Raw genomic sequence first — 17,808 nt, 5'->3', positions numbered from 1 at the left:
GATTACTCCATTCGCTGGTACAAGTAAGGATGTGGATAATGCTGAAAAGTTGAGCCCGATTCTTTCTCACGTCCCCTCAGCCTTCAATGAAGCGGACGGACGCACACTTCCCGTTGCCTGGCACTACGGCAACCCACTCACGGAGCAATCTCGTCTCGGCCCCTCCTCTCCCGGGCTCGTTGACCTGTGGGATCGCACCACGCTGCTAGTAAGCGGGCCAGAGGCCACCACGTGGCTCAACAACCTTATTTCCCAGAAAGTGAATGCCATCCAAGAAGGGCAGGCCACGTGGGGACTGATACTGGACGTGCATGGGCACGTTGAGCATTACTTCGGTATCTCTGCGCTAGAAAACGGCTTGATGCTCGACGTAGACTCCGCTCACGCCGATTTACTGGAAGAGTACCTACACAGGATGGTCTTCTGGTCTCAGGTGGAGATCACTCGCCCTCCCCTCGCACAGCTGGCCATAGTGGGAGCGGAATACGGCGACTTTCAGTTGGAAGGCCCCAACCAGGCGCAGGGCGATGCCCACACATTCCGGCGCTCCCGCCGTCTAGGAGATGTCCCCGTGACTGATATCTTCCTTCCCCGAGAAGAAATAACCTCCCATTGGGACGACCTAGCACATAAGGCCACTCCCACTGGACTGATGGCATACACAGCACTACGCATTCAAGCGCGCGAACCAGATATAAACCTGGATCTGGATGAGCGTACGATCCCTCACGAGGTCCCGGCGTTTATCGGATCTGGTATCCAAGGAGCCACCCAAAAAGAAGTGAGAGAGGAAGGCCCCACTGAATCTGCTGTTCATCTGAATAAGGGGTGCTATCGCGGGCAGGAGACTGTCTCACGAGTGCACAACCTAGGCAAGTCCCCACGAGTCCTGGTTCAGTTGCACCTGGATGGATCAGCAGACCATTTGCCAAAAGTCGGATGTGCCCTGAACGCGGGCGGACGCGACATCGGCAGAGTGGGCTCCTCCGTCCACGATGCAGACTACGGGCCTATCGCCCTGGCATTGGTAAAACGTGGCGTCGTAGAAAAAATGGCCAAAAACCCTGCCGCCGTACCGAATCTGATGTGCGACGGTGTCGACGCAGCGATCGACCCGGACGATATCCGTGCCGATGATGCAGCGAGACCCGGACGTGCCGCAATCCGCACCCTGCGAAAAAATAATTAATCTGTGACAATTATCCCATAATTCCAGGTAAACGCCGCCTCTACCCACAAAATGTGGTCGATATTCGCTTCTTAGCCATGCCCGTTTCGGAAATCTCAGAGTCAAACCGCTATGGTGTAGGACAGGAAGAAACTAATACGTAAGAAAAGGGTGGTTGCTTCCCCGCGCCACCTCGACACCGCAAGGGGGTCAAGCCATGGGTCGCGGCCGTGCAAAGGCTAAGCAGGCTAAGGTTGCCCGTCAATTGAAGTACAACACTCCAGAAATGGATCTAGAGAGGCTCCAACGCGAGCTTTCTGGAGATACTGAGCGCAGCGACCAGTCATACGAGTCGTACGACGACGATGATGACTGGGACAGCTGGGCTAGCAAGAACTGATACTTCGCACTCCCAGAAAGCCTGGACCGCTCTTCTCGGGTACTAGAACGACGGGCTATCTCAGACACTGTCTTATAGTCGAGGTCTCATAGTCGAGCAATGTGGCGCAAGCCTTAACGCTCGACTTAGCCCTATCTAGATCATGCCGACAGATAGAAATAAATAGCGGGTTCAGGAATGCCTCCTTGAGAGCACCTGAACCCGCTATTACTTATCCCCGCTTATATTCGCCCGTCAACACCGCACCTTCGGAGCCAACTTCAGCAGCGGGGCGAACCTCCCCCAAACGCCAGGCCTCAATGTGGCGTGCGGTCAGCATAGCCAGGGCACGCTCGGCGTCATCTTCGGCAACGACGGCCACCATCCCCACACCCATGTTGAACGTCTTTTCCATCTCTGCTTGTTCCACCTGTCCCAGACGAGCAATGGTGCGGAAAACAGGTCCCGGAGTCCACGTGGAACGATGCAGCTCTGCAATCATCCCCTGCGGGATGACACGGGCTAGATTCGCGGCCAAGCCTCCGCCGGTGACATGAGCATACGTGTGGACCTCACACTCACTCGCTAAATCGAGGCAATCCTTGGCGTAGATGCGTGTAGGCTCCAACAACTCTTCACCCAGGGTGCGGCCAAAATCCTGCACATGACCATCCAACGGCAAAGAATTCATCTCCAACAAGACATGGCGCGCGAGAGAGTATCCATTGGAGTGTAAGCCGGAAGAGGCCATAGCAATAACCACGTCGCCCGGGCGAACACGATCCGGCCCGAGCAGCTTCGCCTCTTCTACCACTCCCACAGCCGTAGCAGAGACGTCATACTCACCCTCCTTCATCAGGCCAGGGTGCTCGGCGGTCTCACCGCCCAGCAGGGCACAGCCGGCGAGTTCACACCCCTCGGCGATACCCTTCACGATGGAGGCAACGTGTTCAGGAATAACCTTGCCGATGGCGATGTAGTCCTGCAAGAACAATGGCTCAGCACCGCAGACAACCAGATCGTCCACACACATCGCGACCAAATCTTGCCCGATAGTGTCATGCTTATCCATTGCTTGAGCAACCGCCAGTTTGGTTCCTACACCATCTGACGCTGCGGCCAGCAAGGGCTTCTCATACTCCCCCAAGGCAAACAGGCCAGCAAAACCGCCGAGTCCTCCTCGCACCTCTGGACGGGTGGCCTTCTTTGCCAAAGGAGCAAAAAGCTCCACAGCGCGGTCGCCAGCCTCGATGTCCACGCCCGCAGCAGCGTAGGAGGCTCCGGTGTTGTTTCGGTTATCAGTCATGTTGTTGGTTTCCGTTAGACCTTAAAGTTAATGGGAAAAGAAAAAGATGACGGTCCTCACCGCACGTCGCCACGGTGATCTTTGACCTCACTGCTCCGACGTGACGCTTTCAACATCCTCAGCATCCTGAACGAACTGTTCAAGCGGATCCGCGGTTTCGCAACTCTGCTGTGCCTGCATGTACCGAACCAGCTCGGTGTTCGGGTTACCTTCCGGCATACCCAATGGGTACTTGCCGTCAAAGCATGCAGCGCATAGTTCGTTATACGGCTGCTCAGATGCCGCGACCATTGCTTCCGTAGAAACATAAGCCAAGGAGTCCGCACCGATCTCTTCACAAATGCGGGCAACTGGGTCATCTTGTTCAACGGTATTAGCGATGAGTTCCTCCGGCGAGGCAAAATCAATACCGTAGAAACACGGCCACTTCACAGGTGGTGACGCGATGCGCACATGCACCTCAGCAGCACCAGCATCGCGCAGCATCTTCACCAAAGCACGCTGGGTGTTTCCTCGAACGATCGAATCATCCACAACCACAAGACGCTTGCCCTCAATAACTTGACGCAGTGGGTTCAGCTTCAAGCGGATTCCCAGCTGTCGAATAGTCTGGGATGGCTGAATGAAGGTGCGCCCTACATAAGCGTTCTTCACCAGCCCCTGGGAAAACGGCAAACCAGACCCCTGGGCAAAACCCACTGCTGCCGGTGTACCGGAATCAGGGACAGGAATGACCATGTCGCCATCGGCCGGGGACTCTAACGCGAGGCGTCGACCAATTTCCACGCGCGCGGCATGCACCGACTGACCCTTGATCACTGCATCCGGGCGAGCCAAATAAACGTATTCGAAAACGCAGCTCTTGCGCTCGGCCTCCGCGAAGACTCTGGAACGCACCCCATCCTCATTGATGATGACCATTTCCCCTGGTTCAACATCGCGGATAAACTGCGCGCCGACTATATCCAGCGCGCAGGTCTCTGAGGCTACTACCCAACCACCATTCTCCAACTGTCCTAGAGACAGAGGCCTAATGCCCTTAGGATCGCGCACCGCAAAAAGATTCTGCCCATCGGTGAACGTCACACAGAAGGCACCATTAACGCGTGGGAAAAGTTCAATAGCAGCTTCTTCCAAAGGGTGCTCATCCGTGGTGCTATGAGCAAGCAATGCGCACATCACATCAGAATCTGACGGGTGAGCTTTTGGATCAACCAGTCCCAGTTCAGCAGCCTCATCCGTGAGCTGAATGTGATTCACCAAGTTGCCGTTATGACCCAAAGCCACATCGGTACCATCGGGGCTCATGCGGAACATCGGTTGCGCATTGTCCCAACTTGCCCCACCAGCTGTGGAATAACGTGTGTGGCCAATGGCAACATGCCCCTTCAGGGAGTCCAGTGACTGCTCGTCAAATACCTGGCTCACCAGACCCAGATCCTTGAACACTACGATCTGGCCCCCATTACCCACAGCAATGCCGGCGGCCTCCTGACCGCGATGCTGCAAAGCATAAAGTCCGTAATACGTTAGCTTTGAAACGTCTTCGCCTGGGGCCCATACTCCGAAGACACCACATTCCTCACGCGGGCTCGTCTCCCCTTGATCGTCATACGAAAAACGTTGGGTAGAACGTAGGGCCACATCTGGCTGAGTTACCACCTGATGCGCCCGCGAATTATCCTGGCTATTCGTGTTTGCCACGAAGCACACCTTACTACCCCAGCAGGACAAACCCAACAGTTCGGACAATCCTCATCTCACCCAAGCCCACCCCATTCATCATCGCTGCTGTGCTCATCAACATTCTCGCAACGCGGGATAGACGAAAAATCGAAGCGGAAAAGCGGCATAAATGACGCTACCTCAACTGCTCGAGTGCCGGAAGCGTCGAGTGTGGCGTCGGCGAAAGAAACATCCCCCACGGCCACCCGCAACCACTCACGCGGCGCACACTCCACCACATTGGGAGGGGTACCGCGTCGATGAGCAGGCCCTTGTACACACTGAACCGCAACAAACGGCGGAACCCTCACCTCCACCGCATGTCCCGGAGCGAGCTCTTCCAGCACCTGAACGCTCAAGCGCACAGCCTCAGCCAGTGCCAGGCGCGACGGGTGAGGTGCCGACTCATCTCTCACCCAGGGAAGAACATGTTCCACCGCTTGCCGCGCTGCGGCAGATAGCTCCGGCCCCTTTAAACCTCTCTTCATGCACACTAGGCTACCCATCGCGTTAGGATTAAAAAGTTCCACATAGATCTATAAGGATCGGACTACAGAAAGATAGAAAAGCAGTGGCAGAGAACACCGCCTCCAAAAACACCGGTGAAGTAACCACTACCGGAGCAGACTTCATCACCGAACGCAGCCCCGAAGTAACCCTTCGCTTCCTCGCAGCACCAACCGACATTCTCATGGCGGGAGCCAATGGTGTGCACGGCGGGCGCGTCCTGGAGTGGATCGACAAGGCCGCATACGCCTGTGCCGTGGGATGGTCGCAGTCCTATTGTGTCACCGCCTACGTTGGGCACATCCATTTCAACCGACCCATCCCTTCCGGTCACATGGTTGAAGTTCGTTCACGGATTACTTACACCGGCAGTTCTTCTATGCACATCGTCAACGAGGTTTTCTCCGCCGACCCGCGTGAGGGAGTTTTCACCCGTGCATGCGATTGCCTGGTGATTTTCGTGGCGATGAGTGAGGACCGTAAGCCTAAGCGTGTCCCCAAGTATCAACCCCAAACTGACGAGGAAAAGCGCGTAGCTGAAGCGGCGCTTTCTCGCGTACAGCTGCGCAAGGCGATCGAAGAGGAAATGCTGAAGCAGGTGTACTCGGATGACTCCACTGCTCCACAGTTGACCAACCGTTTTCTCGCGAAACCTACTGATGTCAACTGGGGCGGTAACGTCCATGGCGGTACCGCCATGGAATGGATCGATGAAGCTGCTACCGCTTGCACTATGCAGTGGACTGGGGAGCGTACCGTGGCAGTGTATGCAGGTGGTATCCGCTTCTACCGCCCTGTTCATATTGGTGATCTGGTGGAAGTCGACGCCAGGCTTGTCCGCACGGACCAGCGCTCCATGTCCGTGATGGTTCATCTTCGAGCGGGTGACCCGCGTGAAGGTAAAGACAACCTTCCCGTGGCTATCCACGCGTCCTTTACCTATGTCGCAACGGATCTTGATGGCAATCCGTTGAATGCCCGGCAGTTTAAGCCAGTTACCAACGAGGACAAGCGCCTCGAAGCTCACGCGACCAAACTGCGCGAGCTACGCGCCGAGTACCAGCCTCACCCACTGGTGCGGCCTCTGCGCGAGGACTACAAAATCACCAGTTAGCGGCTCAGCTGCAGCTCTAGGGTTGCAGCTGGCCGCAACACGACGCTACGGGGCTGCTGACCCTACTTCACCACGGAGTTTGCACCAGCAGCATGGGCGAACAATGCGGGCAGGGTATTGGTCCAGGCCTCCCGCAACTCAGCTACAGAAACAGTGAGATTCACGCTGTGAACAGTGTCTCCTTCGGTGGAGGCTTGCTTCCTATCATGAGCAATCTCAGTGAACTGGCTCATTGGTTGCTTTGGCATGGCTTCCGTGGACAGGCAAACGAGTGGTTTCCCCTCATCATCAGAGGCACCGGCGTGAGGTCCGGCGACACCCAACCAAGTTCCGGTGAGGCCTGCATCAGACAATGCAACCATCACGTCGCCATAATGCTCAGCCTTAACCGCCAGCAATACGCGAGAAGCAGTTTCGGAGAAAAGTGAGACGGCAGCTGCCTGCACACTGCTACGCAGGCCGGAAGTCTTCACCACGTTCTCCAACTCAGTGCGACGCTCAGCTGACAGCGGTTTTTCGGATGTGCCATTTTCCTCAGCAACGAGTTCGTCCATTGCCTCAATGCCCTCATCCGTCTGCAGCAGTGCGCTGTAGTGCAGCCCCAGAAGTGGATTCACCGTCACGCCGGTGTTGGACTGGATCGCAAACTCAGCGATTGCCTGCGATAGGCCACCCTCAGACAAATCGTGCGCAGCAGCGATAGAGTCACGTTGCTCCGCGATGACGGCGCCGAGCTTCTTCTCAAACTCCAAATCAACCTCTGGAGGCAGTCCTGCAAGCTGGTCATGGATAACTTGCTGCCAGATTGAGCCACCGAGTTCATCCTTGGTTTCCGCACCCGCGAGGATCAAGTGATAATCTTCAGCATCGCCCTGAGACAGTTGAGACGGGATGAGCGTGGAGACATCATCAATGGTGCCCAAGACTGCGATCACTGGTGTGGGCAGAATCGGCACATGGCCAGTCTGGTTGTAGAAGGAAACGTTACCGCCGGTAACTGGGGTCTCCATGATCTTGCATCCATCGGCTAGACCATGCACTGCCTGCTGGAACTGCCACATGACGCCTGGATCTTCGGGGGAACCGAAATTCAAGCAGTTGGATACTGCAACAGGTGTAGCACCAGAGACGCAGACGTTACGGTAAGCCTCTGCGAGCGCCAGTTGAGCCCCCCGGTAGGGGTCGAGACGGGTGTAGCGACCGGAAGCATCCGTTGCCACCGCAATGCCGCGGCCGGTTTCTTCATCAATGCGCAGAACACCAGAATCAGAATCTTTCGCTAGCACGGTATTGCCGCGGACATACCGGTCATACTGCTCAGTGATGAACTCTCGAGAGCACAGAGCTGGTGAGGCTACGAGCTTTAACCACTGATTGCGGAGCCCTTGGGTGGTGTCTGGATATTTCAGCTGGGGATCACGCTGGATCGCGTCTTGATCCGCGGGACGGGCAATCGGGCGGTTATAGATCGGGCCTTCATCGGCAAGTGTGCGCGGCGGCGCATCCACAACAATTTCACCCTGATGCTCAATGGTGAGGCGGCCGGTGTCCGACACATATCCAACATCACTGGCAAGAACATCCCATTTTTCGCATATGGCCATGAAAGCATCCACGTTGTCCGGGGTGACCACAGCCATCATGCGTTCTTGAGACTCTGAGCTGAGAATCTCTGCGGCAGTCATATTCTCAGCGCGCAAATGTACTTTATCCAAGTCGATGTGCATACCGCCGTCGCCAGCGGCAGCCAGCTCTGAGGTTGCGCAGGAAAGACCGGCACCGCCGAGATCTTGGATACCCACAACAACCCCGGATTGGTACAGCTCAAGACAGCACTCGATGAGGACCTTCTCTGCAAATGGGTCACCTACCTGGACAGCAGGAAGTTTGCGTTCTGCACCTTCTTCAAAGGTGTCGGATGCGAGAACGGAGACGCCGCCAATGCCATCAAGCCCTGTACGAGATCCGAACAAAATCACTCGGTTGCCTGTGCCAGAGGCAAAAGCCAACTTGAGGTCTTCCACCTTCAACGTGCCTACGCACAGCGCGTTAACCAAAGGGTTGCCAGCGTATGTGGGATCAAAAACAGTCTCACCGCCGATATTTGGCAGTCCCAGAGAGTTTCCGTAACCGCCGACACCAGCCACGACGCCGGGTAGTACCCGCTGGGTGTCAGGGGCATCCGCAGCTCCGAAACGGAGCTGGTCCATCACGGCAACAGGCCGTGCCCCCATGGCCATGATGTCGCGAACGATACCGCCCACGCCGGTCGCGGCACCTTGATAGGGCTCTACGTAGGAAGGGTGGTTGTGTGACTCCACCTTGAATGTCACAGCATGACCGTCTCCGATGTCGATCACACCTGCGTTTTCGCCGATGCCTGCCAGCATCTTGCGTTTCATTTCATCGGTAGTGGTCTCTCCGAAATAACGCAGATGTACTTTGGACGACTTGTATGAGCAGTGCTCAGACCACATCACCGAGTACATCGCCAGTTCTGCGTCGGTGGGTCGGCGACCAAGAATGTCGCAGATGCGGCCGTATTCCTCGTCCTTCAGACCCAGCTCGAGGTATGGCTGCTGCGCATTCGGATCCTTCTGGGCATCAGCAACAGTGTCATTGTGAACCATGAAAATTGTGCTCCTTGTGCCTTAAGAGACCAGGGTCGAGAGAACAGAGGTGAACAAGCCCAGACCATCCGTGGATGGACCGGTCAGTTCCTCCACAGCGTGCTCAGGGTGCGGCATGAGGCCAACTACACGGCCGTTTTCACTGCACACTCCGGCGATGGCATTACGAGAACCGTTGTGATTGACCTGGTAGCGGAACACCACGCGGCCATCATCTTCCAGCATCTTTAGTGTTTCTTCGTCCGCTTGGAAACGGCCTTCGCCGTGTTTCGTCGGAATATAAATGGAGGCTCCAGACTCGAAGCCGGAAGTCCATGCGGTGTTGGTGTTCTCCACATCCAGATACATGTCACGGCAAATGAAGTGCAAACCTTCATTCCTCGTCAAAGCGCCGGGTAGCAAGCCAGCTTCCTGCAAGATCTGGAACCCATTGCAGATTCCCAACACTGGTGTGCCACGCTCAGCTGCGTCGATCACAGATCGCATCGCTGGTGCTATTGAGGCGATGGCCCCAGCACGTAAGTAATCGCCATAGGAGAAGCCCCCTGGAACCACTACTGCGTCAACATTTTTAAGATCCGAATCTGCGTGCCACAGTTCCACGGCTTCAGCGCCTGCCAAACGGACGGCACGAGACGCGTCTACATCATCAAGAGTACCGGGGAAGGTAATCACGCCAATGCGTGTGGTCACGAGTTACTCCCCCTCAATAACTACGTCGTAGTCTTCGATAACGGTATTAGCCAGCAGCTTGGCTGCGACCTGTTCCAGATCTTCGCGGCTAACGTTCCCGTCCACCTCGAGTTCAAAACGCTTACCCTGGCGAACATCAGCGACACCTTCTACGCCGATTCGTCCCAGTGCTCGCACGATAGCCTGACCTTGGGGGTCCAGGATTTCCTGCTTAGGCATGACATTGACAACAACACGGGCCATTGGGCTTTTCTCCCAGCTGTGAGGATATTTCCATTTTGATGGTTAAATACCCGCCCATACTAACACCCAGCGGAGACAAGTCACCCCTGCAAGTTTTCGGCTCTCCACCTGCGCTTTACCCCAGGCAGGCAAACTCATTGCCTCCCACCGAGCCCCAACCCCAACATCACCCCAGCCTGCACAGCCATAAATACGCAGCAAGAGCAGCTATTTTACGAATGAAATAACCACCCCGTCGACGCACCACTCATCGGCCTTTGTCTGTGGAGTTGCTCGACTGCAGGTTGTTCGACGCCCCGGCGAGGCAATCTCCACGGTCCGTAGATTCACGGCTTCTCAGCAAGGTTTAGCGGATAAGTTCTGTAGCTCCCATCCTGTCGAGTTCCCACGCGGTCTCAAAGGCAGACTGCTTCCACTTTTCATAGCGCCCAGAAACGCCTCCATGACCGGCTTCCATCTCCGTCTTCAACAGGACATCCGCTCCCGCAACATCGCGCAATTTCGCTACCCATTTGGCCGGTTCTACGTAGAGAACGCGTGTGTCGTTGAGGCTGGTTATCGCCAGAATTGGAGGATAGGTCTTGTCTGCAGTGATGTTTTCATAAGGCGCATAAGCGGCCATATACCTATACACCTCAGGGTCGTGGTAGGGATCACCCCATTCATCCCACTCGGTGACGGTTAGCGGGAGCTCTGGTTTGAGGATGGAGGTCAATGGGTCCACGAAAGGAACCACTGCCTCGATCCCGGCGAAACGATCTCCAGCGAGGTTCGCCACAGCTCCCATGAGCAATCCACCAGCAGACCCTCCTTCCGCAACCATTTTCTGCGGGCTCGTCATACCAGTCTTGATCAGATGGTCCGCCACATCGACAAAGTCGGTAAAGGTGTTCATCTTGGACATTCCTTTACCGTTGTCGTACCAGATGCGTCCCATCTCGCCACCACCTCGCACGTGGGCGATGGCATACACAACACCTCGGTCCAGCATCGATAGGCGGAAGATGGAAAAGCCCGGATCCATGCTGGCTTCATAAGAGCCGTAACCGTATAGAAGAACCGGGTTTTCTCGGTCTAGCGGGACGTCGGTGCGGTGTATGAGGGATACGGGAATGCGTGCTCCGTCTCGAGCTGTGACCCACAGACGTGACGCAGTGTAGTCTTCAGCCCGGAAGGGTGTACCGTCTGGTGCGGGTAGAACGATTTGCTCCTTTCGCAGGTGGCGTTGGTCTGTGCGCAGATCAATGTCGAATACTTGCGCTGGGTGGCTGAATGACGATACAGCTACGCGCAGGATTGGCGTGTCCCACTCGTTGTTTCCTGCTGCAGTGACGCCGACTAGCTCCTCGTCAAAGGTAATGGGTTGAAAGTCACCAAACCCTTCCCCTGGCACCAATTTCATGATGTACAAGGATTCCACCGCATTTTCGCGTTGTTCCAGAAGAATGTGGTCGCTAAAGATCTCCACACCTTCCACTCGCACGTCATCTCGATGCGGAACTAACGAGGTGATCTCCTCGAGCGAGGAGATTTGGCCGACTGGGCAATAGCCGACCTCGGAATTCACTCCGAACTTGTTGTGGACGACCATCCAATAATCTTTGCCGTCCACTTGAGCGTGATCGACTCCATATTCGACGCCAGCCTCTCGCGGCAACACGCATGTCAGTTCAGATGACGGGTTCTCTACATCGAGGTACCAGACTTCACTGGTCACTTTGGAACCGCTGAAGATCAGAAGATAGCGCTCTGATCGTGTAGTTCCCACTCCCGTCCAGAACCGGCCATCGTCTTCACGAAAAACCAGTTGATCCTGTTCTACTGGGGTACCCAACACGTGTTTCCAGACTTCATGCGGGCGCCATGCCTCATCCACCCGCTGGTAATAGACGGTGTCATTCCCCACCCATGTCGCCCCGTAGGAGACATTTTCGATGACATCATCAAAATCCTCACCCGTCTCCACATTACGGAACCGAAGGGTAAAGCGTTCGTTACCAGTTGTGTCGGTTGAATACGCCAGACGTGTCCCATCGAGGGTTACGCTGGCAGCTCCCAGCGCAAAGAAATCGTGTCCTTCTGCTTCCACATTGGAATCAAGGAATACGTGCTCATTGTCGTGGGGAACCTGGGGATCTATGACAGGAGGCTCCCATGAGTGTGAATCCTCCAGCGGCAGACGGCAACTTTGTGAGTAAGACTTACCTTCTTGCGTGCGTGCGTAATACCAGTACCCTCCGACGCGGACAGGCAGGGACATGTCTGTCTCCTGAACGCGCGCTTTCACCTCACGAAAAATGGCATTTTCTACACTGCGCAGATGCGCTGTCCGAGCAGAGGTATAGGCATTCTCTGCTTCGAGGTAAGCGCGAACTTCAGGATTATCTTTCTCCCTCAGCCATTCATAATCATCATGGAAATCGATGCCGTGGAAGGTGCGTGTGAAAGGTACTTTTCGAGCAACGGGAGGGGCGGGAGTAGTCGTGGTCGATACAACTGGATTCATAACCGCTGATGCTACCTCCCTCCTCGCTCTCACGGAGCGAGAAGGGCACGTTCCGCCGCGTGACTTGCTATGGCGGAGGAACGTTCATCTCAATCCACCTGCGGGGCCGTCCTCCATCACGCATCATCTTCTCACTAGAAGATGAGACATCCCCTTTTGAACAAGAAGGGACGCTACGAGCGCCTCACCCATAGGGAAAGACCCCCGAAGTCCTATACGCAGGATCCAATCCATTCCGAGAAACGTTTGCCAGAGATTTTCTCGTAAGCCTCCACGTAGCGAGAACGCGTGGCCTCCACGATAGATCCAGGCAGTGCTGGGGGTGGAGTACCGTCCTCTGGATTCCAGCCCGACTTCGGCCCCGTCAGCCAATTTCTCACATACTGCTTATCGAAAGAAGGCTGCACCTTCCCCTCTTCGTAACTATCCGCCGGCCAATAGCGGGAGGAATCTGGCGTCAGCACTTCGTCTGCCAACACCAACTTGCCCTCATGATCCACACCGAACTCAAATTTCGTGTCCGCCAAAATGACTCCACGTTCTTCAGCTAGCTTCGCTGCGTCGGAGTAAATCTTCACAGTGGCTTCGCGCAATTCATTCGCACGCTGTTCGCCCAAATCCTTGACTACGCGGGCAAAAGATACGTTCTCATCATGATCGCCAATGTCAGCCTTCGTTGCTGGGGTGAAGATTGGCTCCGGCAACTTCGATGCTTCCCGCAAACCATCCGGCAACTCGATGCCACAGACCGTTCCGGATTCCTTGTATTCCTTCAATCCAGATCCCGTCAGATAACCGCGCGCTACGCACTCAAATGGGAGCATCTCCAACTTTTTCACGACCATCGCGCGCCCCAACACCGACTCTGGAATCCGTTCATCATCAAGAGGACCAGCCAGATGATTCGGGAAGTCAATTTCCTCAAAGAAGAACTCACTCATCGCGGTCAGTACGCGACCCTTATCAGGGATCTCCGTTTCCAAAACAAAGTCATAGGCACTGATGCGATCAGTGACCACCATGAGCAGATGCTGCTCATCAATTTCGTAGATTTCACGGACTTTTCCAGCGGAAATGTGCTCGTAGTCAGACAATTCTGGACGCATGGATAGACATATTAGCCCCGTCAACCGCCATTGACTATTCCAAAAATCACTCGTGTGCCTAAAGAATTTCCCCTGGCGTATACGCTGCCGCTTTCGGGTAACGCTTCACGTAATCATTCACACGCGACAATACGCGGGAAACTTGGGATTCGGCAGCACCAATGAAGGCATGACGATCCTCCAGAGCAGCATTCAGATCATTTTCATCCATAGGCAACCGCTCATCTGCAGCCAAACGCTGGATAAGATCCTGGTCCCCTCCGTTTTCACGCATATTCAAAGCCACAGCAACAGCGTTCTCCTTGATCACCTCATGAGCGGTCTCACGCCCCACTCCTGCACGAACTGCCGCCATCAGGATACGAGTCGTAGCCAAAAACGGCAGATAGCGATCCAGCTCGCGTTCAATCATCGCAGGGAAAGCGCCGAACTCATCCAGGACAGTCAGGAACGTCTCGCACATGCCATCGAAGGTAAAGAAAGCATCCGGTAGCGCCACCCGACGAACCACGGAACAAAACACATCCCCCTCGTTCCACTGGGCTCCAGACAAGTCAGCCACCATAGTCAAGTAACCGCGCAGCACGACTTGCATACCCCCAACGCGCTCGCAGGAACGTGCATTCATCTTATGAGGCATGGCCGATGATCCAACCTGCCCCTCCTTGAACCCCTCAGTCACGGTCTCATTGCCAGCCATCAAACGGATAGTCATCGACAACGAAGACATAGCGGCACCCACCTCAACGAGGGCGGAGATGGCGTCGAAATCAAGGGAACGAGGATACACCTGGCCGACAGAATCGAAAACATGGTTAAAGCCCAGATTGTCCGCGATCGAACGCTCCAAGCTGGCGAGCTTGTCCTCATTGCCACCCACTAGATCCAACATGTCCTGGGCAGTACCCATCGGTCCCTTAATGCCTCGAAGGGGATAGCGGCCAAGCAGATCCTGAATGCGATCCAACCCCAACATCAGTTCGTCTGCGGCAGAAGCAAAACGCTTCCCCAAAGTGGTTGCCTGAGCAGCAACATTGTGCGAACGGCCAGCCATCACCAGAGACTGATACTCCCCGGCGCGTTTAGCGACGCGATTCAGCACCGCAATAGCCTTGTCTCGCGCCAACTGCAGAGAGCGATAAATCTGAAGCTGCTCCACATTCTCCGTGAGGTCGCGAGAAGTCATCCCCTTGTGAATGTGCTCATGACCAGCGAGATCATTAAACTCTTCGATACGCGCCTTAACATCATGGCGCGTGATCTTTTCGCGCTGAGCGATCGACTCCAGATCAACCTGGTCGATCACAGATTCATACGCATCGATAGCTTCCTGAGGAACATCAACGCCCAACTCGCGCTGAGCTTTCATCACAGAAATCCACAGTTGGCGTTCCATGACGATCTTGTCTTCAGGAGACCAGATGGTGGTCATCTCTGGCGACGCGTAACGGTTAGCAAGGACATTGGAAATCTTCTTCTTTGCAGGCACCCCGTCATTATCCCATAGGTGGAACAAATCGCGTGTCCCATGGGTGGAAAGGGTTCGTGCAACCCACGGGGCGGAGCAGGCAATTCGCCGGGCGAGTAGGCCATACAACTCAAGGCCGACCAGGTCACGCACACTCGCGGGGCGAGCAGTTCAGGCCTACCTATTGTTGGCAACCGGGACACCAAAACAGGTTCCGCCCCTCCACAACCTTCATCTCGATAGGCGTACCGCACACGTAGCATGGTTGCCCGGCGCGGCGATATACATACACTTCACCACCATGATCATCTTTGCGCGGTAACCTGCCCATCACTTCCGGCGTGTGTTCCTCACGCACCGTATCGATGCGACAAGTTTTCTCCCCCTCTCTCATCAGATAAACCAGGTCAGACCAGATATTCTGCAGAACGTCTGATGACATATCGCGCCCTTTGCGTTGGGGGTCGATGCCTAAACGAAATAGGGTTTCGGCTCGGTATATGTTGCCCACACCGGCGAAGAGCTTCTGATCCATGAGAAGGGTTCCGATAGCTTTCCCGGAGCGCTGAACCTTGGCTTCGACTTCCCGATATTTCTCCCGGTTCGTATCCTCACCAGCTCGGATCGGATCCGCTCCGGCTCGCGAGATCACATCATCCATTTCATGGTCGGTGATTAAACGGCACCACTGTGGACCTCGGAGATTCGCTGCGACAGCATCACCCCACATGCACATGTCCTCTCCCCCTTCGGCGTCGATCCTATGCAGGTGTAAACGCACCTGCCCCACCGGGGGCCCCGGTCGATACGGTTCGATTCTCAGCGATCCGATCAGCCCGAGGTGAATGTGCACGATGTGCCGCGCTAGCCGGGCTCCCGACCGCGCTCCCGCTGAGTAGTCCGGCACGTCGAAGTCTAGGAAGAGATGTTTTCCCCACGCCTCAGCCCTCCTAAAGCGAGTGCTGTTGAGGATGCTCGCTTCCTCCTTGAAGCGACCTTGCGGGGAGGTAACTCGCAATACGTGACCGGCAAAAGCCTGATTCAATTGCCGAGCCAAGTAGTGAATAACGTGACCTTCTGGCATCAGTGAATAACGTGACCTTTTGTCATCAGTGAGTAACGTGACCTTGCGGCGTCACACGGTAATTCGTCCTTCGACAGCAGGAAGAGCAATGTCGGTGCGGTAATGTCCTCCCGGCATATCGATCTGCTCCAGCTCGCGATATGCCTTATCCCGAGCTTCCTCCAAAGTCGCGCCGGTTGCGACAACGTTCAGTACGCGCCCACCTGCGCTCACTAAGCCGGATCCATCTTCGGCTACTTTCACACCCGCAGTGCGAATCCCTCGCTGTTCTGCGCCAACTCCCGCTCCGATAATCGGGGCTCCCAGCTTTGGAGACTCAGGGTATCCCTCCGCTGCCAGCACAACAGTCAGTGCGTAGCCATCTTTCCATTCCAATGGTGGTAGCTTGTCGAGGTTACCCGTTGCCGTTGCATAGAGTGCTTGCCCCAGCGGGCTGTTGAGCATCTCCAGTACAGCCTGAGTTTCTGGATCACCGAACCGGCAGTTGAACTCAACCACTGCTGGTCCGTCGGCACCCCACGCAAGCCCCGCGTATAGCAGGCCGCTGAAAGGCACACCGTCGGCGACCATTTGGGAGGCAACTGGTTGCACCACTTCGTCCACGATGCGTTGTACCCCATCGGCCGGCAGCCATGGCAGCGGTGTATATGCACCCATGCCGCCTGTGTTGGGTCCTTGATCATTATTTCCGACGCGCTTATGATCCTGGGCTGGCTGTAGAGGAACGACGGTTTCTCCATCCACTAAGCAGAATAAGGACACTTCCGGCCCGTCTAAGAAGCTCTCCAGCAGCACGGGGTTATTGCCGGCATGGACAGTTGCGACATGCTCCTTTGCCTTAGCCAAGTCGTCGGTCACGACCACGCCCTTGCCTCCTGCCAGACCATCGTCTTTCACCACGTACATTGGTCCGAAGTTGGCCAACGCCGCATCGATTTCCGCCTCGGATGCCCCTACCGGAATGTGCTCGGCACGAGCGGTTTTAACCCCCGCACGTTCCATGACATCCTTGGCAAATTTCTTCGATCCTTCAATCTGCGCAGCGCTAGCGGAGGGGCCGAAGACGGGGAAGCCGGCGTCGCGAAGTTGGTCAGCCAGCCCAGCAACCAGCGGGATTTCCGGACCGATCACAACAAGGTCGGCCTTCACTTTTTCAGCCAGGTCAACGGGATCACCATCCGGGTGCACAGTGGCGATGGCCGCCATTCCTGCATTTCCGGGGCTGACATGAACTTCGGTGACTTCGGGGTCGCGGGAAAGTGAGTAGGCCAGTGCGTGCTCACGGGCACCATTGCCGATGACTAAAATGCGCATGCCCTACAGTCTAGCGTCCGCCGTGTTAGCGCAGACTCCTCCCTTACCTCCATCCCCCGAACTCAAACTCCCGAAACGCCATGACCTACTAGCATGTGACCTATGGCTACCGTATTCACCAAGATCATTAATGGAGAGCTACCTGGTCGCTTCGTGTATCGCGACGACAAGGTCGCCGCTTTTCTCACCATCGAGCCAGTGGCCTACGGCCACACGTTGGTGGTTCCTATTAAGGAGATCGATAAATGGACTGACATCGAACCCGAGTTATGGGCGCAGTGCAATGATGTGGCGCAGAAGGTCGGTTCAGCGATCATTGCGTCTTTTGGTTCCGAGCGTGCCGGCTATCTGATTGCGGGTTTTGAAGTTCCCCACGCTCATATCCATGTCTTTCCCGCGAACGACATGTCCGGGTACAGCCTGGCAACCGTTATGAAGATGGATGAAACTGACCCTGCACAGATGGATGCGGCTGCCGAAAAGATTCGCGCCGCACTTGAAGCACAGGGTGTGGATACCGGTGTAGAAACCGACAACCTGTAACTTATCCACCCAAACCTGTAAC

The 17,808-nt window shown here is 55.6% G+C and carries 15 protein-coding genes; 4 read left to right on the top strand and 11 right to left on the bottom strand.

The annotated features are described in order from the left end of the window. Positions 1-31 precede the first annotated feature (31 nt). Positions 32-1,189: a CAF17-like 4Fe-4S cluster assembly/insertion protein YgfZ gene (gene ygfZ / locus GP473_RS01775; RefSeq protein WP_186277042.1), complete on the top strand. Its 1,158-nt coding sequence runs from the start codon at positions 32-34 to the stop codon at positions 1,187-1,189. Between the two features lie 196 nt (positions 1,190-1,385). Then, a complete protein-coding gene (locus tag GP473_RS01770; RefSeq protein ID WP_185769427.1) occupies positions 1,386-1,568 on the top strand; it encodes a DUF3073 domain-containing protein in 183 nt (60 codons plus the stop codon). A gap of 211 nt (positions 1,569-1,779) precedes the next feature. Here the strand turns inward: GP473_RS01770 and purM are convergent, their stop codons facing one another. The 3 genes from purM to GP473_RS01755 all read right to left on the bottom strand — a co-directional run bounded on the left by purM (position 1,780) and on the right by GP473_RS01755 (position 5,066). Beyond that, positions 1,780-2,853 carry a phosphoribosylformylglycinamidine cyclo-ligase gene (gene purM / locus GP473_RS01765; protein WP_186277041.1) on the bottom strand — a complete coding sequence of 358 codons (1,074 nt, stop codon included), beginning with the start codon at positions 2,851-2,853 and terminating at the stop codon, positions 1,780-1,782. 87 nt (positions 2,854-2,940) lie between these two features. Beyond that, entirely contained in the window at positions 2,941-4,515 is a 1,575-nt protein-coding gene (purF, locus tag GP473_RS01760) for an amidophosphoribosyltransferase (protein ID WP_186277240.1), read from the bottom strand. Positions 4,516-4,613: 98 nt separating this feature from the next. After that, entirely contained in the window at positions 4,614-5,066 is a 453-nt protein-coding gene (locus GP473_RS01755; RefSeq protein ID WP_186277040.1) for a sterol carrier family protein, read from the bottom strand. A 143-nt stretch (positions 5,067-5,209) separates the two neighbouring features. On the opposite strand from GP473_RS01755, the gene GP473_RS01750 reads away from it, so the two are divergent. Continuing rightward, complete coding sequence (locus tag GP473_RS01750; protein WP_246394926.1) at positions 5,210-6,199, top strand: acyl-CoA thioesterase; 990 nt, start codon at positions 5,210-5,212, stop codon at positions 6,197-6,199. A gap of 62 nt (positions 6,200-6,261) precedes the next feature. On the opposite strand, the gene purL is transcribed toward GP473_RS01750, so the two are convergent. From purL to purD, 8 genes are all read right to left on the bottom strand, one after another. Beyond that, on the bottom strand, positions 6,262-8,829 hold the full coding sequence (gene purL, locus GP473_RS01745; RefSeq protein ID WP_246394850.1) for a phosphoribosylformylglycinamidine synthase subunit PurL: 2,568 nt from the start codon (positions 8,827-8,829) through the stop codon (positions 6,262-6,264). A gap of 21 nt (positions 8,830-8,850) precedes the next feature. Further along, entirely contained in the window at positions 8,851-9,522 is a 672-nt protein-coding gene (gene purQ / locus GP473_RS01740) for a phosphoribosylformylglycinamidine synthase subunit PurQ (RefSeq protein ID WP_185769430.1), read from the bottom strand. A gap of 3 nt (positions 9,523-9,525) precedes the next feature. Further along, a complete protein-coding gene (purS, locus tag GP473_RS01735; RefSeq protein WP_185769431.1) occupies positions 9,526-9,765 on the bottom strand; it encodes a phosphoribosylformylglycinamidine synthase subunit PurS in 240 nt (79 codons plus the stop codon). Between the two features lie 346 nt (positions 9,766-10,111). Beyond that, on the bottom strand, positions 10,112-12,271 hold the full coding sequence (locus GP473_RS01730; protein ID WP_186277039.1) for a S9 family peptidase: 2,160 nt from the start codon (positions 12,269-12,271) through the stop codon (positions 10,112-10,114). A 212-nt stretch (positions 12,272-12,483) separates the two neighbouring features. Next, on the bottom strand, positions 12,484-13,377 hold the full coding sequence (locus GP473_RS01725) for a phosphoribosylaminoimidazolesuccinocarboxamide synthase (RefSeq protein ID WP_186277038.1): 894 nt from the start codon (positions 13,375-13,377) through the stop codon (positions 12,484-12,486). Positions 13,378-13,435: 58 nt separating this feature from the next. Further along, entirely contained in the window at positions 13,436-14,866 is a 1,431-nt protein-coding gene (gene purB / locus GP473_RS01720; protein ID WP_185769434.1) for an adenylosuccinate lyase, read from the bottom strand. Between the two features lie 160 nt (positions 14,867-15,026). Then, positions 15,027-15,929: an Fpg/Nei family DNA glycosylase gene (locus GP473_RS01715; RefSeq protein ID WP_186277037.1), complete on the bottom strand. Its 903-nt coding sequence runs from the start codon at positions 15,927-15,929 to the stop codon at positions 15,027-15,029. Positions 15,930-15,980: 51 nt separating this feature from the next. Beyond that, positions 15,981-17,243 carry a phosphoribosylamine--glycine ligase gene (gene purD, locus GP473_RS01710; RefSeq protein WP_186277036.1) on the bottom strand — a complete coding sequence of 421 codons (1,263 nt, stop codon included), beginning with the start codon at positions 17,241-17,243 and terminating at the stop codon, positions 15,981-15,983. Positions 17,244-17,345: 102 nt separating this feature from the next. Between purD and GP473_RS01705 the strand changes: the two genes are divergently transcribed. Continuing rightward, positions 17,346-17,786, top strand: a complete 441-nt coding sequence (locus GP473_RS01705) for an HIT family protein (protein ID WP_185769437.1) — start codon at positions 17,346-17,348, stop codon at positions 17,784-17,786. The last annotated feature ends 22 nt before the right edge of the window (positions 17,787-17,808 follow it).

The organism is Corynebacterium anserum (assembly GCF_014262665.1).
GTDB lineage: Bacteria > Actinomycetota > Actinomycetes > Mycobacteriales > Mycobacteriaceae > Corynebacterium > Corynebacterium anserum.
Note: the sequence above shows the minus strand (reverse complement) of the source record. Positions and strands in the feature narration are given on the sequence as shown.